The 19360-nt window shown below is 72.6% G+C and carries 20 protein-coding genes and 1 pseudogene; 10 read left to right on the forward strand and 11 right to left on the reverse strand.

Going from position 1 to position 19360, the window contains the following annotated elements; all coding sequences use genetic code 11:
• Positions 1-249 precede the first annotated feature (249 nt).
• A pseudogene (locus ACIBK8_RS22050) lies at positions 250-1299 on the reverse strand (chitinase); the annotation flags it as partial.
• Positions 1300-1676: 377 nt separating this feature from the next.
• On the opposite strand from ACIBK8_RS22050, the gene ACIBK8_RS22055 reads away from it, so the two are divergent.
• Positions 1677-2738, forward strand: a complete 1062-nt coding sequence (locus ACIBK8_RS22055) for an HpcH/HpaI aldolase/citrate lyase family protein (protein WP_399043485.1) — start codon at positions 1677-1679, stop codon at positions 2736-2738.
• 5 nt (positions 2739-2743) lie between these two features.
• Entirely contained in the window at positions 2744-3616 is an 873-nt protein-coding gene (locus ACIBK8_RS22060) for an HpcH/HpaI aldolase/citrate lyase family protein (RefSeq protein ID WP_399043486.1), read from the forward strand.
• Between the two features lie 24 nt (positions 3617-3640).
• Here the strand turns inward: ACIBK8_RS22060 and ACIBK8_RS22065 are convergent, their stop codons facing one another.
• The 4 genes from ACIBK8_RS22065 to ACIBK8_RS22080 are packed head-to-tail and all read right to left on the reverse strand — an operon-like array spanning position 3641 to position 7218.
• Positions 3641-4738: a hypothetical protein gene (locus ACIBK8_RS22065; RefSeq protein ID WP_399043487.1), complete on the reverse strand. Its 1098-nt coding sequence runs from the start codon at positions 4736-4738 to the stop codon at positions 3641-3643.
• A gap of 10 nt (positions 4739-4748) precedes the next feature.
• Complete coding sequence (locus ACIBK8_RS22070; RefSeq protein ID WP_399043488.1) at positions 4749-5141, reverse strand: hypothetical protein; 393 nt, start codon at positions 5139-5141, stop codon at positions 4749-4751.
• A 32-nt stretch (positions 5142-5173) separates the two neighbouring features.
• Positions 5174-6328 carry a hypothetical protein gene (locus ACIBK8_RS22075; RefSeq protein WP_399043489.1) on the reverse strand — a complete coding sequence of 385 codons (1155 nt, stop codon included), beginning with the start codon at positions 6326-6328 and terminating at the stop codon, positions 5174-5176.
• A complete protein-coding gene (locus ACIBK8_RS22080) occupies positions 6325-7218 on the reverse strand; it encodes a hypothetical protein (protein ID WP_399043490.1) in 894 nt (297 codons plus the stop codon). Before ACIBK8_RS22080 ends, ACIBK8_RS22075 begins: the two co-directional genes overlap by 4 nt.
• 324 nt (positions 7219-7542) lie before the next feature.
• On the opposite strand from ACIBK8_RS22080, the gene ACIBK8_RS22085 reads away from it, so the two are divergent.
• Complete coding sequence (locus tag ACIBK8_RS22085; protein WP_399043491.1) at positions 7543-8268, forward strand: DUF4232 domain-containing protein; 726 nt, start codon at positions 7543-7545, stop codon at positions 8266-8268.
• A gap of 277 nt (positions 8269-8545) precedes the next feature.
• On the opposite strand, the gene ACIBK8_RS22090 is transcribed toward ACIBK8_RS22085, so the two are convergent.
• Positions 8546-9259 carry a transglycosylase family protein gene (locus ACIBK8_RS22090; RefSeq protein ID WP_399043492.1) on the reverse strand — a complete coding sequence of 238 codons (714 nt, stop codon included), beginning with the start codon at positions 9257-9259 and terminating at the stop codon, positions 8546-8548.
• A 342-nt stretch (positions 9260-9601) separates the two neighbouring features.
• Between ACIBK8_RS22090 and ACIBK8_RS22095 the strand changes: the two genes are divergently transcribed.
• The gene (locus ACIBK8_RS22095) at positions 9602-10327 is read left to right on the forward strand and encodes an aspartate/glutamate racemase family protein (RefSeq protein WP_399043493.1); all 726 of its coding nucleotides are present in this window, start codon (positions 9602-9604) and stop codon (positions 10325-10327) included.
• A 386-nt stretch (positions 10328-10713) separates the two neighbouring features.
• On the opposite strand, the gene ACIBK8_RS22100 is transcribed toward ACIBK8_RS22095, so the two are convergent.
• From ACIBK8_RS22100 to ACIBK8_RS22115, 4 genes are all read right to left on the reverse strand, one after another.
• Positions 10714-11271: a DUF6344 domain-containing protein gene (locus ACIBK8_RS22100; RefSeq protein WP_399043494.1), complete on the reverse strand. Its 558-nt coding sequence runs from the start codon at positions 11269-11271 to the stop codon at positions 10714-10716.
• A 247-nt stretch (positions 11272-11518) separates the two neighbouring features.
• On the reverse strand, positions 11519-11956 hold the full coding sequence (locus ACIBK8_RS22105) for a DUF5994 family protein (RefSeq protein ID WP_399043495.1): 438 nt from the start codon (positions 11954-11956) through the stop codon (positions 11519-11521).
• A gap of 19 nt (positions 11957-11975) precedes the next feature.
• Positions 11976-12992, reverse strand: a complete 1017-nt coding sequence (locus ACIBK8_RS22110) for an acyl-CoA desaturase (RefSeq protein ID WP_399043496.1) — start codon at positions 12990-12992, stop codon at positions 11976-11978.
• Between the two features lie 21 nt (positions 12993-13013).
• Complete coding sequence (locus tag ACIBK8_RS22115; RefSeq protein WP_399043497.1) at positions 13014-13253, reverse strand: hypothetical protein; 240 nt, start codon at positions 13251-13253, stop codon at positions 13014-13016.
• A 284-nt stretch (positions 13254-13537) separates the two neighbouring features.
• Here ACIBK8_RS22115 and ACIBK8_RS22120 point away from each other — a divergent pair, with 284 nt between their 5' ends.
• On the forward strand, positions 13538-13993 hold the full coding sequence (locus tag ACIBK8_RS22120; protein ID WP_393684640.1) for a tellurite resistance TerB family protein: 456 nt from the start codon (positions 13538-13540) through the stop codon (positions 13991-13993).
• A 94-nt stretch (positions 13994-14087) separates the two neighbouring features.
• Here the strand turns inward: ACIBK8_RS22120 and ACIBK8_RS22125 are convergent, their stop codons facing one another.
• Entirely contained in the window at positions 14088-14663 is a 576-nt protein-coding gene (locus ACIBK8_RS22125; protein ID WP_399043498.1) for a TerD family protein, read from the reverse strand.
• Between the two features lie 219 nt (positions 14664-14882).
• On the opposite strand from ACIBK8_RS22125, the gene ACIBK8_RS22130 reads away from it, so the two are divergent.
• The 5 genes from ACIBK8_RS22130 to ACIBK8_RS22150 all read left to right on the forward strand — a co-directional run bounded on the left by ACIBK8_RS22130 (position 14883) and on the right by ACIBK8_RS22150 (position 19151).
• Positions 14883-15422, forward strand: coding sequence for a BlaI/MecI/CopY family transcriptional regulator (locus ACIBK8_RS22130; RefSeq protein WP_399043499.1), 540 nt, complete (start codon positions 14883-14885; stop codon positions 15420-15422).
• Positions 15423-15425: 3 nt separating this feature from the next.
• Positions 15426-16373 carry a M56 family metallopeptidase gene (locus ACIBK8_RS22135; RefSeq protein ID WP_399043500.1) on the forward strand — a complete coding sequence of 316 codons (948 nt, stop codon included), beginning with the start codon at positions 15426-15428 and terminating at the stop codon, positions 16371-16373.
• 283 nt (positions 16374-16656) lie between these two features.
• Positions 16657-16905, forward strand: a complete 249-nt coding sequence (locus tag ACIBK8_RS22140; RefSeq protein WP_399043501.1) for a hypothetical protein — start codon at positions 16657-16659, stop codon at positions 16903-16905.
• A gap of 237 nt (positions 16906-17142) precedes the next feature.
• Positions 17143-18489: an LCP family protein gene (locus ACIBK8_RS22145; RefSeq protein WP_399043556.1), complete on the forward strand. Its 1347-nt coding sequence runs from the start codon at positions 17143-17145 to the stop codon at positions 18487-18489.
• A 185-nt stretch (positions 18490-18674) separates the two neighbouring features.
• The gene (locus ACIBK8_RS22150) at positions 18675-19151 is read left to right on the forward strand and encodes a hypothetical protein (RefSeq protein WP_399043502.1); all 477 of its coding nucleotides are present in this window, start codon (positions 18675-18677) and stop codon (positions 19149-19151) included.
• Positions 19152-19360: the final 209 nt, after the last annotated feature.

A 19360-nucleotide genomic window follows, 5' to 3' on the forward strand; every position in this document is an offset into this window, starting at 1 on the left:
GGGCTGCGGTACGTGCGGGTCATGGCAGTGGCGCCCCTCGGTCGGTGAAGAGAGTTCTCCCTCATTCGCCGACCAGGCTTCCCGGCACTCCACCGGCGAACTTACATGATCCCTACGGCTTGTTGACAGGTTCTTGACGCACGCACGGGCTGCCGGGCCGCGTCCGGCGCCGGACGCGGCGATGCCCGGCAGGGGGCCTGCCGGGCATCGCCGTGAAGGTGCGCGGGGGTGGTGTCAGGAGGTGCGGGCCGGGGCCACGCCGCCGCCGGTGAAGGGCGCGAAGAGGTGGGTGAAGTCCCAGGTGTCCTGCTGGATGCCGGAGCAGTTGTCCGCGGCTGCGCCTCCGGGGCAGCCACCGTTGTCCCGCTGGAGCGCCCAGAACGAGAGGGTGTTGATGCCCTTGGACACCGCCCAGTCGTAGACCGTCTTGGCGTTGTCCAGGGTGAAGGTCTCGGCCGGGCCGAAGTCGTCGACCCCGGGCATCTCGGTGACGCCGACCATGCCCCACAGCTGGGCCGCGGTCTTGTCCGGGTAGAGCGAGGCGAGTTGGTCGTGCAGGCCCTGGGCCGCGGTCTTGGTGTCGGCGGCCATGTCGTGGCTTGCGTTGTCGTAGTAGTCGAACGTCATGAGGTTCACGACGTCCACCCGGGCGCCGTTGTCCACCGCGTTCTGCAGCAGCGCGACGCCGTTGTCGGCCGGGCCGTCGGTGGTCGTCGGCAGCGTGTAGGAGATCTCGACCTGGCGCCCGTTGGCCGCGGCCCAGTCCTGGACCTTCTTGATGGCCTTGTTGCGCCGGTCGATGCCGTCGGACTTGTCCAGCGAGTCGACCTCGATGTCCATGTCGAGCCGTGAGACGTCGTACGTCGTGATGACCTTCTCGTACGCGGCGGCGATCTTGTCGACGTCGGTACAGCTGTCGGCGATCTCGGTGCCGGTTGTGTCGGCGGTGTAGCCGCCGAACGAGGGGATGACGTCGCCGCCGTTCTTCTGGATGGTCTTGATGTCGTCGCCGAACGACGTGGGGTCGATCGGCAGACCGCTGTCACCGTTCCAGTACGGCGTGCAGGAGCCCTGCTCGGTGGTCTGGAGGAACGCCATCGTCAGATGCTTGGCACCGGAGTCGGCGGCCAGCTTGGCCGGGCTCTCACCGGTCCACGACTCGAAGTAGGGGGCGAAGACGCGGTGCGGGAGGGGCGTCGCCGCCTGGGCGGGACCACCGCCCAGCACGGCCAGACCCGCCGCGGCCACGGCGGCGACGGTTGCGGTGAGGGCCGTTCGGAGCGTGCGCAGCTGTCTCATGTCCGTCCAAGGTGTGAGGATGTGGACCGCCAATTCCCCCCGTACGCAGCGGCATTGGGTACCGGGATAGCCCGGTCGTCGGGGCCATGTCAATGCATCGGACCGTAATAGGACTAGACCAATTCGGGGGACGGAATGCCGCACTCCTGGCCGGGCCGCGCCGAGTGGCCTGGACCAATTACGGGCGTCTCATCCGGACATCGCAGCCCGCACACCCGCCCGGCCGCGGCGCGCCAACTCCCGCCCCGCCCCTCGCCGTCGGTGACCAACCCCACACATACTGGCCAGTAGCATCGCCGTTCCGCGCCCCTAGAGTGAGGCCGCGGCGGACCCGGCGCGGGGCCGCCTGCCACCCTCGATCCGACCAGGGAGACTGCATGCGCTCTCCGAAGGACTTCTTCCGCCCGCTGGCTGTCGGGGCGCCGACGCCGGTACGTGACGTGCCGTTCCTGCCGTCCCGGATGATCCACTTCTTCGACCCGGGCAACGAGAAGATGGCGGCGAAGGTGCCGTCCATCGCCCCCACCGTCGACGTGCTGCTGGGCAACCTGGAGGACGCGGTCCCCGCCGACCGCAAGGAGGCCGCGCGCGCGGGACTGGTGAACATCGCCAGGGCCACCGACTTCGGCGACACCCAGCTGTGGACCCGCATCAACAGCCTCGACTCGCCCTGGGCGCTGGACGACCTGCTCACCCTGGTCACCGAGATCGGCGACAAGCTGGACGTCGTCATGGTGCCGAAGGTGGAGAGCGCCGCGGACATCCACTACGTCGACCGGCTGCTCGCCCAGTTGGAGGCGAAGGCCGGCGTGCGGCGGCCGATCCTGGTGCACGCGATCCTGGAGACCGCCACCGGCGTCGCCCATGTCGAGGAGATCGCCGGGGCCAGCCCCCGGATGCAGGGCATCTCGCTCGGCCCCGCCGACCTCGCCGCCAGCCGCCGGATGAAGACCACCCGGGTCGGCGGCGGACACCCCGGCTACCTCGTACGCCAGGACCCGCGGCCGGAGCAGCCGGACGCGCCGCGCGCCGTCTTCCAGCAGGACCTGTGGCACTACACCCTGGCGCGGATGGTCGACGCGTGCGCGGCGCACGGGATCCTGCCGTACTACGGCCCGTTCGGCGACATCAAGGACACCACCGCCTGCGAGGACCAGTTCCGCAACGCCTTCCTGCTCGGCTGCGTCGGCGCCTGGAGCCTGCACCCGGTGCAGATCGGCATCGCGAAGAAGGTCTTCTCGCCCGCGCCCGCCGACGTCGCCTGGGCCCGCCGCGTCATCGAGGCGATGGGGGACGGCACCGGAGCGGTCATGATCGACGGCAAGATGCAGGACGACGCCACGTACAAGCAGTGCCAGGTCGTCGCCCGCCTCGCCGACACCCTCGCCGCCCGCGACCCCGAACTGCGCGACGCCTACGCCGCCGCCGAAAAGGAGTGACCACCGTGCCCGACGCGACCCTGCGACCGCGCCGCTCCGTGCTCTACATGCCGGGCGCCAACGCCCGCGCCCTGGAGAAGGCCAGGTCCCTGCCGGCCGACGCGCTCATCCTCGACCTGGAGGACGCCGTCGCACCCGACGCCAAGGCCGAGGCACGGCAGCGGGTGGCCGCCGCCGCGGCGTCCGGCGACTACGGCCACCGCGAGGTGACCATCCGGGTCAACGGGCCCGGCACCGCCTGGCACGCCGACGACCTGCGGGCCGCGGCCGAAGCCGGCCCGGACGCCGTCGTCGTGCCCAAGGTGGAATCCGCCGCGACCGTACGGGACGTCGAACGGGCCCTGGAAGCGGCGGGCGCCCCGGACCGTACGGCGATCTGGGCGATGGTCGAGACGCCGCGGGCGATGCTGGACGCCCGTGCGGTGGCGGCCGCCAGTGAACGGCTCACCGTGCTGGTGATGGGCACCAACGACCTGGCCAAGGAGCTGCACGCGGAGCACGTACCCGGCCGGGCGCCGCTGCTGACCGGCCTCTCGCTGGCACTGCTCGCCGCCCGCGAATCCGGCAAGGCGATCCTCGACGGCGTCTACAACGACGTGCGCGACCTCGCCGGTTTCGAGGCCGAGTGCGTCCAGGGACGGCAGTGGGGCTTCGACGGGAAGACCCTCATCCACCCCGCGCAGGTCGGCCCGTGCAACGAGGTGTTCGCCCCCTCACCGGAACAGGTCGCCCACTCCCGGCGGATCATCGACGCCTTCGAGGAGGCGGCACGCGAGGGACGCGGCGTCGTCACCGTCGACGGGCGGATGATCGAGAACCTGCACGTCGAGGACGCCCGCCGGGTCTTGGCACTCGCCGAGGCGGTCGCGGGGCGGTAGAGAGACGGTCGGGGGCCACCCGCGTCAGGGCGGCGGCACGTCAGGTCCTGGCCGGCCGGCCGCCTCGCGGCGCCAGAACTCCAGGCTCGCACGGGCCGCCGCCGGCCCCTGGGCACCGGCCGCTTCCGGCGGCCCCTCCGCAACGATCCGCTCCAGCAAGGCACATGCCGCATCCGGGTCGCCCGCCTCACCGGTCGTGGACGCATGGGCGTGGCGGTAGCGCAGGCTGTCGTGATGGGCGGGGCCGAGTGCCGCCGTGGCGTCCCCGGCGAGTGCCGCGAAGAGCCGCGCCGCCTGCGCCGCCCGGCCGGGGCGCCCCCGCCGTCCCAGCGCCCTGACCTGCGCCGCGAAGCGGGCGCGGGCGCGCAGCCCGGGGCGGGTGTGCGCGGTGCCGTGCGCGGAGTTGCGGAACAGCGCGAGATCCCCGGTGCTGCCGAAGGCCCGTTGCAGCGGCTCCGGCAGCCCGGCAGCGGGCAGGGTGACGGCGAGGTGCCGGTAGAGCGTGCCGAGGTCGAGGTGGTCGGGCCCGTCGGGTATCCCGTCGGCGGCCAGCCGCAGCAGGGCGGCCGTGAAGCCGGTGTGCTCGTGGCCCTCGGGGGTGAGCGCCTTCTTCGTCCGGCCCGCCGCGGTCAGCAGATGGATGTCGGCCGCGCCCGCCGCGTCCAGCGCCCGGCCGGCGAAACAGCAGTCCAGCACGGCGACCTTGTGCTCGGCCCGCACCTGCCGCATCGCCTGGAAGACGGCGGCGACGGGCAACGAGGTGCGCTCCGCCACCGGCCCCTCGTCCACCGAACCCGGCAGCGCCAGGCACAGCCGCTTGTCCTCGCCCAGCAGGCCGTGGCCCGCGTAGAAGAAGAGGAGTACGTCGAGCGGGGCGCGTCCCGGCGGGGGCAGCAGCCGGAGCACGTCGACCGGGGTCTGCGGGTCGACACGGCGGTGTACGGCGCTGGGGTCGAAGGCACCGAGCGGGCCGGTGAGCGCCGCGGCCAGCGCCGTGACGCTCGCCGCGGCCTGCGGGAGCGGCGGCAGCGAGCCCGGTACCACGGCCGTCGCGGTGCCGATCAGGACGGCGGCGGAGCGCGCTGCCACCGGGACCAGCGGCGGCCAGGAATCGGACGGCACGGTCCGCCGCTCAGCCCTGCCCGCCGGGGCCTGGATCCAGGAACCCGCGCAGCTGCGCCTCGACGGCCGCCGCGTCCTCCGGGCTGCCCGCCGACAGCTCGACGCGGGTGCCGTCGGGACGGCTCACCCGCAGGCTGACCCGCCGGGACCTGGCCCGCTGGACGAGCCACACCCCCACACAGCTGACCAGCGCCTCCACCACCGGGCCCACCACCCCCAGCACCTCGGCGGCATCCGCGAGCCCGCCCTGCTCCCCGGGCGCGGGCGGCACCATCCGCAGCCGTGCCGCGCCGCTGAGTTCCTCGTCGTCGTTCAGCCACTCGGCGAGCGAGCGGGCCTGATCGTCGGTGTCGTCGGCGGGTCCGTCGAACGCGAAGGTGAGGACGTGGTCGGGGGATGGCACAGCGGGCTCCAGAGGGTGGTGGGGCGGGCGGGTCAGAAGTCCGGGGCGTACGGGTCGTGCCCGGCCGGGGCGCCGCCCGCCGCGCGCGGGCCAAAAGCCCCGGCGCCCCGTGCCGCGGTGGCGAACAGCGGTGGGCGGCCCGGGATCTCGTACGGGAAGCGGAAGGCGGCGGCGGCCTGCGGCACGTCGACGAGGTCGGCCAGGACCTGCTCGGGTTCGCCCAGCGGAAGCGGCACGTCCTGGCCGTGGGCGGTGTCGAGCCAGGCGCGCTGGAGGCCGGTGAGATTGGTCCAGGCAGCCGCCCACTCGTGCGCCGGGACATCGGCGGCCACCGCACCGCCGCCCGTCGCGGTGGCCGGCGAGAGCGTGGCGGCGATCTGCTGGGCGAGACCGCGGACGCCGGGACCGGCCCCGGCGACGGAGACCCGCAGCCGGTAGCCGGGGCCCGCGCAGGCGTCCAGCGCCCGCTGGTGGAGCGGCGCCGCGCGCACCGCGAACGGATCGGGCGGGACGTCCTGCACGAACACCGGGTTGGGCCGTCCCGGCCTGGCGAGCCGGTCGTACTCCTGGGCGAGATAGCGCAGGTAGGAGAGCAGCTCCGGCGGCGGCGCGTACGGCTCCAGACAGACACCGGCCACCGTGCCCTCACCCGCGCGGGCGAGGGCGTCCCACACCGGCTCCCAGCTGACCGTCCCGCCGCGCAGCGGGACACACACCACCCCCAGCCGGAAGTCGGCGTCCCGGCGCTCCAGCCACCCCCACGCCATGCGCTTGCGGACCTCGGCGAGGCAGGGCCGCGGGGTGGCCGACGGGACGAGCGCCGCACGCAGTTCGTCCTCGTCGGCGATCGGCTCCGACCTGACGTGCCGCGGGGTGTCCGCCACCGCCTCCCGCAGGGCCAGGACCGCGGCGGACGCCGATGCCCCGTCAGGACCGTGCATCCGGCAGAGCAGCACGCAGCGCACGCCGCCGCCCGGTGCCGTGACGTACCGCAGCTCGAAGGCGCGCCCGTCCGGCTGCCACTGCCGGGACAGCCAGACCTGTTCGAGCGCGGTCGCCTCGGCGCGCCGCTGGGCCTCGGGCAGGCCGACGTGGGCGCCATTGGCGGACATCGCAGGTTCGGGTTCGAGCCGGAGACCGGCCCAGGCCCACGCCCCCGCGGGCCCGTCCGAGACGAGGACGCTCATCCGGCGGCGCCGGCCTCCCCGTCCCGCACGGACGGCTCACGGTTCTGCCCCGGCAGGGCGGACGGGGCCGGGGCAGCGCCGGGCGGTGCGGCCGGCGGCGGCATGGGGTGGGACCGCGCCACATCGCCCGCGGCACCCGCCCCCCTCTCGACGGCGACCATCAGCCCCTCGCGGCAGGCCAGATGGACCGCCTCGCGCATGACCGTGGCACCTTCGCTGCGCAACATCTGGCGCTCGATACCGCCGTCGCCCGTCATGCTGCGGAAGAGTTCCACGAAGTACCGGGCGAACAGGGTCGTGCCGCGGCGCGCCCGCCACATCGTCCAGCCGAGGTAGAGGCTGGTGCCGTAGTTGAAGACCGAGACGTAGGCGACGTACGGCTTGCGGTGCAGCGCGATGCGGGTGCCGAACGCCTTGGCCTTGATGGGGTAGTTGCGGGTGGTCAGGGACCACTTGATCCGCTGGTACACGGTCTCCGCCCGGTCGGGCCGGTCGGCCAGCAGCACCCGCCACTCGGCGACCGGTTCGGGCACCCGGCTGAGGAAGAGGACGGCGAGGAAGACGAGGATCCAGCAGATCACCGTGCTGGCGCCGGCCACGGTCGTCGGTAACAGACCGTCCAGGGGATTTTCCCCCTGGGGACCGGCGTTGGACCTGTTGGTCCTGCCCGACGGGTGTTTCAGCAGTTGCGCCGCGGCGAAGCCGAAGACCGTGGCGACGACGGCGGCGACCAGCGCCGCCCTGCCCACCAACGCCATGAGCAGCTTGCCGCCGACCCGTTCGTTGAGACCCAGCTCGACCGGTTCGTGCCGCAGCGTCTTGTCCAGATAGGCGGCGTTTCCGTCGCCGCCCCGCCAGCCGGGGAGCGGTGTTGCACCACTGGAGATCATCGGTACCCACTCAGCTCTTGAGAACGTGTGAAGCGAGGCGATCCACGTCCACATTGGCACACGACCGCCGCACAAAGTGTGGGTAATTCCCTTTCCGTTGTGGGAAGTTCGACCCGGCGGGTGGCGCGCCCGCACCGGCTTCCCGGCCCCGTCCCCCACCTGCGCCGTTCTCCCTCGCCTGCCGGTTCACGGCCCGGTGAGCGGCACGCCTTCAGGACGTTAGCCGCTCGTTAGCAGATCACCAGCGCCGCCCGGCACTGTTGATGTCAGCGGGCCGGACGAAGGGCCGCCTCACCCACCACCGCCCATCCAGGGGGAACCACCATGTCGCGCCACACCGCTCTCCGCCACGGACGCAAGGCCGCTGCCGCCGCCACGCTGCTCGCCGCCGCCCTGTCGCTCACCGCGTGCAACGACAGCAAGGCCGACGCCTCGGGAGCCGCGCCCACCGCCTCCGCGGCCGACGCCTCCCAGCAGTCCGCGGCTGACCCGAAGGCCGACACCCCCGCCGCCGACGCCCCCGCCGCCGAGGCCGGCAAGCCGGCCGCCGGTTCCGGCGACTCCAAGGCTTCCGGCGGCGACACCGGCAAGCCCAACGCGGCGCCCGGCGCCGGTGGTTCCGGTGGCCGCTGCACCACCGCCAACATGACGGCCGGCTGGGGCGCCGACGGCGGCGGCAGGCCCGACATGAACAGCGACGATCAGCAGACCGCGGCCGTGTGGCTCAAGAACACCGGCAGCAGCAGCTGCACCATCCAGGGCTTCCCCGGCGTTCAGATCAAGGGCGGCGAGGGCGACTGGGACCTGCAGCGCTCCAACAAGCCGGCGACCGCCCGCACCCTCAAGCCCGGCGAGCACACCTCCTTCACCATCAGCCTGCTGCCCACCACCAGCGGCAGCGACAAGAAGGTCGAGCCCGGCATCGTCGTGATCACGCCGCCCAACGAGAAGCAGAACTTCCAGCTGAAGTGGCCCTTCGGCGGCGCCATCCTCGACCAGTCCGCCGCGACCCACCCCGGCACCTTCGTCAACCCGGTCAACGGCAGCTGAACCACCATCGGATCGGGCCGGTTGCCCTGACCGGCCCGGTCACGCGCTCTCCCCCGGAGCGCTCCCGCCGCCCGGACCGCTGCACTCCGCCCATCGGAGTGCCGGTCCGGGCGCGGTCGTCGGGTGGTACGGCCCGCCGCGGCACAGCCGACGGCGGTGCGGGGAGCGGGGCGAAGGGCTCCGGTGCGGTGCTGCACCGGACGGTTCTCCGCGTACGGCCTGCTTCTCACGGAATGCTGCCTCTCCACGGTGCGGGCGATGGCTCGCGGTGCCGCGCTCAGGCCCGCAGGACCAGGTGCTGACCGGGGTAGATGTGGTCAGGACCTTCGTGGAGCGTCTTCTTGTTCAGCTCGTAGAGGGCCTGGGTGCCGCCGGAGATGTGGGCGCGCTGTGCGATGACGGAGAGGCAGTCGCCCTGCTGCACGACGTAGCTCTTGCCGGTGAGCCGGCCGCCGGTGTGCTGGTGCACGGTGCCGCTTGAGGTGCGGGGTGTGGTGTCGCCCGATGTGCGGGGTGTGGTGCCGCCGTGGTGCTTGCGTGCCTGCGGCGCCGGTGTGTGCTGGGCGGTGGGGGGCTCGTGGGTGGCGCTGCTGACGCCGTTCTCCGCGGTGCCCGTCGCACCGAGCCGCCCGCAGTTGGGCCACGGGGCGAGACCGCGGTCGCGGGCGATGCGCTCGCCGACCGCGATCTGCTGGGACTTCGACGCGAGGTCGGCGCGCGGCGCGTACCGCTTGCCGCCGTAGGCCCGCCAGGTGGAGGGGGCGATCTGCAGGCCGCCGTGGTAGCCGTTGCCGGTGTTGGTGTGCCAGCGGCCACCGCTCTCGCAGCGGGCGATGCGGTCCCAGTCGGGTCCGGCCGGTGCGACGGACGACTCGGCGGCCGGCGCGACCGCCGCGACCGCGCTCTGGCCGCCGATGCCGAGGGCGCTCAGCAGGACCAGCAGTACGGACAGGACCGCTTCGACGGACCGTTTGGCGAGAGGCGACGACATGACAGTTCTCCTCCGGGCTCCGGCAAAGCCGTGACGCGGTGCTCGCCACGGCCGGTGGGCAGACACATAGAAACGGGCAATATGCTTTTCGGGACGTCTGGTGAGCCCGAAATGCGCGTGTTTCACCCGGCTGGCCGCCGCGGAGGACCCGTCGGATCCCGTACGCCCCCACCGCCCGCGCGGAATTCCGCGCTCCGCAGGGCGAGTTCAGCCCACCCCGGGATTCCGGTAACGGCCCGGATGCTGGGCATGCTCCTGTCCCGCCTCGCGCGCGGGGGGCGCCGGCGCCGGCAACCCCCGCGCACCACCACCGCATTCCAGCGCCTCGAAGGGCACCACCGCATGCACCTCGGCATCGTCGCCCACAGCACGGAGGGCGCAGCGCTCTGCTTCCTCAGCTTCTGCCAGGAGGGGTTCCGTCGCACGGGCCGCCATACGCACCCCGACGTGACGCTCGACTACATCGCGTTCGGCGCCAGCATGGACTCCTGGGACGCCGGTGATCACGCCGCGGTACGGGACACCCTGGCCATCAGCGCCCGGCGGCTGGCCGACGCCGAGGCGGACTTCTTCATCTGCCCCGACAGCACCGCGCACCTCGCCCTGGAAGTGCCGGGCGCCGACCTCGCGCTGCCCGGCCTGCACATCGCCGGGACCGTCGCCGACCGCGCCGCCCGCGACGGCCGCCGCCGCGTCGGCGTGCTGGGCACGACGTACGTCATGGACAGCGACCTCTACCCGCGCGCCTTCGGCTCCCACGGGATCGACACCGTGCTGCCGTCCCCCGAGGACCGCCGCACGATCCACCGCATCATCTTCGACGAGCTGGTCAACGGCGAGTTCACCGCGGCGTCCCGCCTCCGGTACCGCCGCGTCGTCGAGGATCTGGCCGCCCGCGGCTGTGACGCGGTGGCCCTCGCCTGCACGGAAATCCCCCTCCTGCTCACCCCCGACGTCTCCCCGCTCCCCACCCTCGACTCCACCCGCCTGCTCGCCAGGGCCGCCTACGACACCGCCACCGGACTGCGTCCGCTGCCCACATGGCGGGGCGGGACGGCCGGCGGCTGAGGAGACAGAGGGGCGTACCGCGCGCCGGACGGGGGCCGGGGCGGGGCGGGTGGATCACGTTCTGCAGGCCGCAACGGCTCCATCGGCGCGGGGTGTTCACGCGCCGCCCGGTGCACCGGCCCGGCCTGCTGCGGCTCACCATGCCGCGTCGGCCGTCTGCTGCTGCGTCCGCTGCTGCTCCACGCCTCGGGCTGTGTCTCCGGGCGTGGTCGTCGTGTGACACGGACGGGCCGCGGGTGGTCCTGGTGGACCATCGCGGCCGATTCTTCCGTCAACTCCGCTGTGACTGTGGAGAGTTGTGCTGCCGCGCGGCGCTTGGAGGCGCCGCGCACCCGGCGTGCGTGCGAGGGGTGCGGCCCGGATCCCGTGGCGGGACGGGCCGGAGGTCAGGTGGTGCAGGCGTGGTGTTCGCGACTGCGGGCGGCGGGAATGGCCGCCGGACTCTCGTCCTCGTCGGCCGACCCCTGCCGCGCGCCGTCGGCCGAGACGGTCGGCAGCGGTTCGACGCCGGTGGCCAGGCGACTGCGTGAGGTGGGCGATGAGCCGTGGGCCTCGGCGCGGATCCGCTGCTTGATCGTGGGCGGCAGCTGCGGTCTGCCGTGGGCGCGCATCGCGGGGACGAACGGGCCTGCGGTGAAGCCGGGGGGCGCCAGGGGGAATGCCGCGGATGTCCGGCGGGTGCGGGAGCCGTACGGTGCGGCGGGCTCCGGGATGCTGCCGCGCCGTACGGGTGCGGTCTCCGGAGCCACCGGTGCGGGAACCGGTGCGGCGGGTGCCGGGACGGTCGCCGGGTTGTACGGGGCGGAGCCGTGCAGCATGTCGCCGTACAGCGCGGCCCGGCGGCACGCGGCTGCGCCGGGTGCGGCGTAGCGGAACGTCGCCAGCAGCCTGCCGAGCACCGCAAGGCACACCGCCCAGAACTTCATGACCTTGGTCGCAGCCATGGCCCCTCGCTTTCCGTGAGTGGTCCCGGCGGATGGACCGCCGGAATCCGTGTCGGGTCTGTTGTGCTTTCTCATGATGAGTACGCAATGCGAGGATCCGAGGACCGACGCCCCCGAAGAGCCGTTCTTCGGATGAACACCACCCGTACGCAGTAGCGGGGGCGGGGGCAGGGCCCCGCGGGGAGCGGAAAAGCAGGGTGCGGGAGGGGTTCTGACCAGGCGTCAGGGCAAGGATGGGTAGGGCGGTTCAGTCCGCGGGGACGTCGCCCGCCGCCATCCCCGCCAGGGTGCGTACGGCGTCCGGCTCGGGTGTGCCGGGCGGGATCACCAGGAGGTCCCAGCGGCCGATTCCCGCGGCGACCAGGCAGAGGGTGGGCGGGCCCGGCCGGTCGGGGATGCGGCGGAGGCGGACGACGTGGCCGGCGACGGGGGTGAGGGTGGGCAACGGGGACCACAGCGCGCCGTTCGCGGTGACGTGGGTGATCCGCGGCCAGTCGAAGGGCAACGCGGGCAGCAGCTCGGGGAGTTCGGCGGCGAGGTCGGTGCGGTGCGGCCACCAGGCGCCGTCGATGCGCCGGGGCACGCCGCCCGGCGGGGCGATGGCGAGCCGGGCCACGGGCGGCGGGGACTGGTGGTGCGCAGGGGGCTGCCGGTGCCCGGGAGCGGTTCCTACGAGGGTGGCCATGGTGTGCTCCAGAGAGAGCCTAGGCGTGGTCGGCCCCGGTCCTGCGCGCCTCCAGGCGGGCCGGGTCGGGCCACCGCACGTCCCACACCCATCCGCAGCGTTCGAAGAGGCGGATGACGGCGGCGGACGGGTCGAGCTGGCCGCGGTCGACGCCGTGCCGGGCGCAGGTCGGGTCCGCGTGGTGCAGGTTGTGCCAGCTCTCGCCGAACGACAGCAGGGCCAGCGGCCAGAGGTTCGTCGCGCGGTCGTGCCTGCGGGTGCGGAACGGGCGCTCGCCGATCACGTGGCAGAGCGAGTTGACGCTCCAGGTGACGTGGTGCAGCAGCGCGATCCGCAGGAAGCCCGCCCACAGCAGGGCGGTCAGGCCGGTGACCACGCTGCCGCCGATGGCCCAGCCCAGGAGGAACGGCAGGCCGAGGGTGACCAGACAGAGCAGTGGGAACGCCTTGTCCACCGCGCGGATGCCGCGGTCGGCGAGCAGGTCGGGGGCGTACCGCTGGTGCGAGGTCGGGTCGTTGCCGAAGAGCCAGCCGATGTGCGAGTGGACCAGGCCGCGCAGTTGTCCGCGCAGGCTGGTGCCGTAGCGGTAGGGGGAGTGCGGGTCGCCGGGGCGGTCGGTGAAGGCGTGGTGCCTGCGGTGGGTGGCGACCCAGTCGATGACGTCGCCCTGGAAGCTCAGCGATCCGGCGACGGCGAGCGCGATGCGCAGCGCGGGGGCCGCGGTGTAGCTGCCGTGGGTCAGACCGCGGTGGAAGCCGATGGTGACGCCGAGGCCGGAGACGACGTAGAGCACCGCGGCGATGACGAGGTCGGTGGTGCTCACCGCGCGTCCCCACAGCAGCGGGATGGCGAGGCCGAGGCCGATGAAGGGGGCGATGACGATGACGGCGGTCACCGTGACGTACAGCCGCCGGCCCCCGCCGGGCGGGTTCGCGGGGCCGTCGGGGAACGGCTGCGTGCCGTCGTAGTCCTGCGAGGGGCGGCCGGAACCCGGTGCGGGGGTCCGTGAGGTGGTGGTCGGGGGACGGTCAGCCACGGCAACTCCACAGGTCGGGGTTCATCGTTGACTTCCCGGCCTGCGGGGAGGGGAGGGCGGCGGCGGGCCTGCCGCGTGCGCTCCGGGGTGGGCGGCGCCGCCGCGCGATCCCTTGCGCATCCGGAGCCGGAAGGACGGCAGCAGGGCGGCGTACTTGTGTGTCGCGAGCCGGCCTGCCTGCTGGGCGTTGACCCGGGCGATGAAGAGCACGCCCAGCGCGACCAGTGCCAGCAGGACGATCACCGTCACCACGGTCTGCATGCGGCTCACCTCGCTCGGGCGGAACGCCGTATCCGACCGCGTGCCCGGTGGTGGTGTGCGTCTCGGGGACCGGTCGGCACCCGTACCGGCACGCGAACGACTTCCGGTGTCTCCACCGTACTCCGGACTTGTCGGCTATCACCCGGATTGCCGGAATATCGCTGGCCGGAGCCCCCGGCGCCGACGGACCCCGTCCCGTCGGAAAACTTCTACAACACTGTAGATTTTACCGAGACATGACCTGCGCCAGCGACCCGAGCTGGCCGGACGACAAGGAGATTTCCATGGCCCTGTGGGACCGGATCAAGGATTCCGCACAGACGATGCAGACCCAGCTCGTCGCCAAGAAGAACGACCTCAAGAGCGGCGCCTTCCGGGACGCGAGCATGGCGATGTGTGCCCTGGTGGCCGCGGCCGACGGCTCGATCGACCCGTCCGAGCGCCGCCGGGTCGCCCAGCTCATCGCGAGCAACGAGGTGCTCCAGAACTTCGCCGCCGACGACCTCCAGCGCCGCTTCGACGGCTACCTGGACAAGCTGACCGCCGACTTCGACTTCGGCAAGGTCGCCGTGCTGCAGGAGATCGGCAAGGTGAAGAAGAAGCCGGTCGAGGCGCGTGCGGTGATCCAGATCGGCATCGTCATCGGCGGCGCGGACGGCGACTTCGACAAGACGGAGCAGGCCGTGGTGCGCGAGGTGTGCTTCGCGCTCGACATCGCGCCCACCGAGTTCGACCTCTGAGACGGTCGGGTCACGGCCGCTGAGAAGCGCGAAGGCGGCGGGGGAGGAGACGCTGCCGTCCCCTCCCCCGCCGCCGATTCCGTCGTTTCCGCCGTCAGACGTTGACGCCGAAGTCGGCCGCGATGCCCGCGAGGCCGGAGGCGTACCCCTGGCCGACGGCGCGGAACTTCCACTCCGCGCCGTGCCGGTACAGCTCGCCGAAGACCATCGCGGTCTCGGTCGAGGCGTCCTCGCTCAGGTCGTAGCGGGCCAGCTCGGTGCCGTCGGCGCGGTTGACCACGCGGATGAAGGCGTTGCGGACCTGGCCGAAACTCTGCCCGCGGCTCTCGGCGTCGTGGATGGAGACCGGGAAGACGATCTTCGCGACCTCCGCGGGCACGTCGGTCAGCGCGACGTTCACGGACTCGTCGTCGCCCTCGCCCTCACCGGTCAGGTTGTCGCCGGTGTGCTGCACCGAGCCTTCGGGGCTGGTGAGGTTGTTGTAGAAGACGAAGTGCCGGTCCGATACGACCTTGCCCGCATCCGAGCAGAGCAGGGCGCTCGCGTCCAGGTCGTAGTCCGCGCCCGTCGTGGTCCGTACGTCCCAGCCGAGGCCGACCGTGACCGCCGTCAGTCCGGGCGCTTCCTTCGACAGCGAGACGTTGCCGCCCTTGGCCAGCGAGACTCCCATGGCTTTCCTCCAGGTGTGCCGGTCTGTGCCTTCCTGCCGTGCACGCCGGTGCGCCGCCGGGCGGCCCGCCGGCGTGCGGCAGCTTAAAATCTACAGGACTGTAGAAGTTGGCGACGGGAGCGGACCGGAAACCGCGCACCTGACCGCGGGGGCGGGCCGCCGTAAGATGCCCCGGCGCCCCGCCCCCGCGGGGCGTCGGCACGAACGGGAGGCGGCGGCATGGGCGGGAAGTCCTTCGGGAGGGCGCTCGGCGACCCCTCACCGGAACGCTCCGGCAGACACCGGGACGCCTTCGGGCCCGGCCAGGAGCGCGCCCGCAGGCGCGGGCAGGGCGAGCTGGAGGCGCAGGTACTGGCCGCGCTGCACCACGCCGCAGGACCGGTGTCGGCCGCCTGGGTGCAGGAACGGCTCGGCGGCGACCTGGCGTACACGACGGTGATGACGATCCTCTCCCGGCTGCACGCCAAGAAGGCCGTCACCCGCGAGCGGTCGGGCCGCGCCTACCTGTGGACACCGGCCGCCGACGAGGCCGGTCTCGCGGCGCTGCGGATGCGCCGGGTCCTGGACGGCGAGCCGGACCGGGACGCCGTCCTGACCAGCTTCGTCTCGGCGCTCTCGGCACACGACGAGCAGGTGCTGCGGGACCTGCTGGGCGGGGCGGCCGACGGACCGCCCGATGGCGGCGACGGAGCGGACGGCACCCGCGAGGGCCGGCCGGACACCGGCCCCCCGCACCCCGGGCACACCGGCGGGCACTGACCTGTGGGCCTCTTCGTCTTCCTCCCCCTGGTGCTGCCGCTCACCGCGCTGCCGATCGCCCGGCTCACCGAACAGCACCTCCACCCGCGCGCCACCACCCGCCTGCTGACCCTGCTCTCCGTCGTGCTCGGGCTGTGCAGCACCCTCTGCCTCGGCCTGCTGATGGTCGTCGGCACCGCGCAGCTGCCGGGCAATCCCCTGCCGGACGCCTGGTCGGACCCGGAGGTGCGGGCCGCCGTGCCGTACGCGGAGATCGCCGGCAGCGCCGCCATCGCCGCGCTGGCCGCCGCGCTCATCGCGTGCTCCCGTGCGCTGCGCAGGCACCGCAGGATCCGCGCCCGCGCCCACCACGCGCTGGCCGCGCTGCCGCCGGGCGGCGACCCCGCCGTGCTGCCCGACGAGGCCCCGTACGCCTACGCCGTCCCCGCGGCGCCCGGCCGCCCCGGCCGGATCGTGGTCTCGCGGGGGATGCTGCGCAGCCTGGACGGGAACGAGCGGCGGGCCCTGGTCGCCCACGAGCGTGCGCACCTGGACTGCCGCCACCACCGCTATCTGCTCGCCGTGCGGCTGGCCGGCTGCGTCAACCCGCTGCTGCGTCCGCTGCGTTCGGCGGTCGCCTTCAGCACCGAGCGCTGGGCGGACGAGGAAGCCGCCCACGTCGTCGGGGACCGGCTGCTGACCGCGCGTGCCGTCGGCCGGGCGGCGCTGATCGGGCGGGCGGCGCCGTATCCGGAGCTGGCGCACTTCGCCGCGGCGGAAGCGGGCCCGGTGCCGCGGCGGGTGGCGGCGCTGCTGGCGCCCGTGCCGCCGGCCCGCAGCTGGCCGCCGGCGCTGACCCCGGCCGGGCTCGCCGCGCTGATCGCCGCGGCCGGCACCGCGGCGTCGGCGCTCGCCTCGCTCAACTCGGTGGTGGCGCTGTTCCTCATCCTGAAGGCCGCCACGCCTCTGTGAGACGGGCCCCTCCGGACGGGATGGTGCGTAACGCGCGCACTGGCCGCCCCGCCCGCCCCCGCCCGTGCCATTCTCTGGGCGTAACTCCCGTGCGGGGAACGGAAATCGGCACGACAGCGGGAACCCGGCCCCGGACGCGCTCGTTGAGCGCCGTATGTGATGCCCTGCCCGAAAGGCGCGCACCCTGTGACCTGTCGCACATCAGCCAACTTCTACAAAGCTGTAGATATTGCCGGTAAGGTGGTCACCCACACAGGCACAACAGGCGTGGGCGGAGGGGGAGATGGCGACACGGTGCGAACTCCCCGGCTGCGACTGCCTGCCTCCGGAGGCAGAGGTGCAGTGGGTCTACCAGCCCGTGGAGGTCCGCTACCCGGACGGACACTGGCGGCTCGGCCGGATCAGCGCCTGGTGGACGGACGAGACCGGCGAACTGTGGTGCCGGCTGCGCACGAACCCGGGCGACACCGGCCCGCGCTGGTTCCGCTACGACCCCGAAGCGATCCGCACCCTCCCCACCACCGGCATCTGACCCGCCCGCTGCCGTCACCTCCCGACCACACGGCCGCCGGCGCCGTTCCCCCGAAGCATCCGCAGGACGAGAAGGGCCACCGGCGTGCATGACAGGCAGACGACCCGACGCGCCACGCCGCGCGGCACCGTCCCCTCCCCCCGCGGCGGTACGGCCCGACGCGGCACCCGCTCCGCCCACAAGGCCGCCCCCGCGGGCCGCGCCGGACGCAAGGGCCGCAGGTCGGGCAAGGCGCGGATGACCCGCCGAGGCCGCATCCTCGTCTGGACCGGCGCGATCCTGGGCATCGCCATCCTCGGCACGGCCGGCGTCGGCGCCTGGGTGTACCAGCACCTCGACGGCAACATCCACGGCGTGGACGTCGGGCTGGACGGCGACCGGCCCGCCAACCTCAGCCCCGGCTCCAAGAACATCCTGGTGGTCGGCTCCGACAGCCGCGCGGGCGGCAACGCCAAGTACGGCAAGGGCCTGACCACCATGCAGTCGGACACCCTGATGGTGCTGCACATCTCGGCCGACCGTAAGTGGGCCACCGCACTGTCCTTCCCGCGCGACTCCTGGGTGCAGATCCCCGCCTGCGAGCGCGGCAGCGGCAGCCGCTCCACCCCGCACCACTTCAAGATCAACGAAGCGTTCTCGATCGGCGGCGACAGCGGCGACATCGGCAAGGCCGCGGCCTGCACGATCAAGACCGTCGAGAAGAACACCGGGCTGCGCATCGACCACTTCACCTCGGTCGACTTCCAGGGCTTCAAGGGCATGGTCAACGCGCTGGGCGGCATAGAGGTCTGCCCGAAGCAGGCCATCCACGACAAGAAGGCGCACCTCGACCTCGACGCCGGCTGCCAGAACGTCAAGGACGAGAAGGCGCTCGGCTACGTCCGCACCCGCTACAGCGTCGGCGACGGCTCCGACCTCGGCCGCATCGGCCGCCAGCAGGAGTTCATGAAGGCCATCGCCGCCAAGGCCCAGTCCAAGCTGACCAGCCCCGGCGACCTCTACGGCTTCCTGGACTCGGCCACCAAGTCGATCACCACCGACCGCGACCTGGAAGGACTCAAGCCGCTCTACGACCTCGCGGCGACCGTCAAGGACATCCCCACCGACCGGCTCACGTTCCTGACCGTCCCCAACTACCCGCGCGAGGCCGACGTCCCCACCGACCGGGCCAACGTCATCTGGCAATACCCGCAGGCCGGCGACCTGTTCAGCGATCTCGCGCACGACCGGGAGATCGGCGCGGCCGGCAAGAAGAAGCTGGCCGACGCCGCCAAGTCCCCGATAACCGCCCACTCCGTACGGGTCCGCGTACTCAACGGCACCGGCACCTCCGGCCACGCGGCCACCCCCGGCCACGCGGCCACCGCCGCCGCCCGCCTCCGCGCCCTCGGCTTCACCGTCACCACCACCGACAACGGCCCGTCCACGGACACCACCACCATCACCTACCCCGCGGGCCTCAAGACCCAGGCCGAGGTCCTGGCCGCACGGCTGCCCGGCACCAAGGCCACGCAGTCCGCGGACGCGGCACCGGGCGAAGTGACCCTGACCGTCGGGCCGGACTTCTCCGCGACGGAGGGGTAGGGCCCGCCGTTCGGACCGGGCTTTCGGCGTGGCAAACCAGCCGCCCGCCCGACATCACTCATACGGATTTCTCCGGCAACTCAAAAGTGGTAGTTCGATATACAGCCGCTGGAATACCTAGGCACTCTGATGGCGCGGCGCCAACCACGGCGCGTGGCGCATGACGTGACTAGGAGAATCTTCAAATGTCGGAGAAGACGGACCAGTTGAAGCAGCAGGCGCTGGAGTCGGAGCTTGAAGACCTCAAAGCGGAAAACGAACAACTGAAGGCCGAGAACGCAAGCCTGAAGAACCAGACCCTGCCGCACCAGCAGGACGGCGGGACGAGCCCATCGGCCAAAAAGCAGGGCGTCAAGCTCACCGCGTCGTCGACGAAGGGCACCATCGGCGGCCAGGCAAGCGGCAAGTGCAAGGCCACCCTCCTCGACAAGGACGGTGAACCGATCGAGGGCGAGACGATCTTCTTCAAGATCGACGGCAAGGACCTCGGCCAGCAGATCACCGACGGCAACGGCGTCGCGGAAATCGACTCCGGTTCGCACCTCGGCGACCCGCTGCTCTGGGGCAAGGCCCTCAGCAACGGCTACCAGGCCGTCTTCAACGGCACCAAGGAATACAAGCCCGCCAGCGCCAACGCCACCGTCGAACCCGGCATCTTCTGATTCCACGGAATCAATACGGCCCGTTCCCGTACGCCCTGGATTCAAGAAATACCGAGGTCTGGCTCCGCCGTGCGCACGGCGGAGCCAGACTTTTTTGCACACCAGAGATGAGAACGTCCCAGGAATTCCCACAGGAGTTCACCCGGCGCGCCCGCCTTTCACACAAAACCCCGTAACTCCGGAACCCCGTACCCCCGTACCCCCATCAG

It is taken from the genome of Streptomyces sp. NPDC050161, from assembly GCF_044460025.1.
Lineage (GTDB): Bacteria > Actinomycetota > Actinomycetes > Streptomycetales > Streptomycetaceae > Streptomyces.

Bases quoted from the DNA above. Each gene is read 5' to 3' on its own strand.
- ACIBK8_RS22090 (WP_399043492.1), bottom strand. From the start codon at position 9,259: ATGTCGTCGCCTCTCGCCAAACGGTCCGTCGAAGCGGTCCTGTCCGTA.
- ACIBK8_RS22130 (WP_399043499.1), top strand. From the start codon at position 14,883: ATGGGCGGGAAGTCCTTCGGGAGGGCGCTCGGCGACCCCTCACCGGAA.
- ACIBK8_RS22150 (WP_399043502.1), top strand. From the start codon at position 18,675: ATGTCGGAGAAGACGGACCAGTTGAAGCAGCAGGCGCTGGAGTCGGAG.
- ACIBK8_RS22105 (WP_399043495.1), bottom strand. From the start codon at position 11,956: ATGGCCACCCTCGTAGGAACCGCTCCCGGGCACCGGCAGCCCCCTGCG.
- ACIBK8_RS22115 (WP_399043497.1), bottom strand. From the start codon at position 13,253: ATGCAGACCGTGGTGACGGTGATCGTCCTGCTGGCACTGGTCGCGCTG.
- ACIBK8_RS22080 (WP_399043490.1), bottom strand. From the start codon at position 7,218: ATGATCTCCAGTGGTGCAACACCGCTCCCCGGCTGGCGGGGCGGCGAC.
- ACIBK8_RS22095 (WP_399043493.1), top strand. From the start codon at position 9,602: ATGCACCTCGGCATCGTCGCCCACAGCACGGAGGGCGCAGCGCTCTGC.
- ACIBK8_RS22140 (WP_399043501.1), top strand. From the start codon at position 16,657: ATGGCGACACGGTGCGAACTCCCCGGCTGCGACTGCCTGCCTCCGGAG.
- ACIBK8_RS22055 (WP_399043485.1), top strand. From the start codon at position 1,677: ATGCGCTCTCCGAAGGACTTCTTCCGCCCGCTGGCTGTCGGGGCGCCG.
- ACIBK8_RS22145 (WP_399043556.1), top strand. From the start codon at position 17,143: ATGACCCGCCGAGGCCGCATCCTCGTCTGGACCGGCGCGATCCTGGGC.
- ACIBK8_RS22085 (WP_399043491.1), top strand. From the start codon at position 7,543: ATGTCGCGCCACACCGCTCTCCGCCACGGACGCAAGGCCGCTGCCGCC.
- ACIBK8_RS22100 (WP_399043494.1), bottom strand. From the start codon at position 11,271: ATGGCTGCGACCAAGGTCATGAAGTTCTGGGCGGTGTGCCTTGCGGTG.
- ACIBK8_RS22075 (WP_399043489.1), bottom strand. From the start codon at position 6,328: ATGAGCGTCCTCGTCTCGGACGGGCCCGCGGGGGCGTGGGCCTGGGCC.
- ACIBK8_RS22125 (WP_399043498.1), bottom strand. From the start codon at position 14,663: ATGGGAGTCTCGCTGGCCAAGGGCGGCAACGTCTCGCTGTCGAAGGAA.
- ACIBK8_RS22120 (WP_393684640.1), top strand. From the start codon at position 13,538: ATGGCCCTGTGGGACCGGATCAAGGATTCCGCACAGACGATGCAGACC.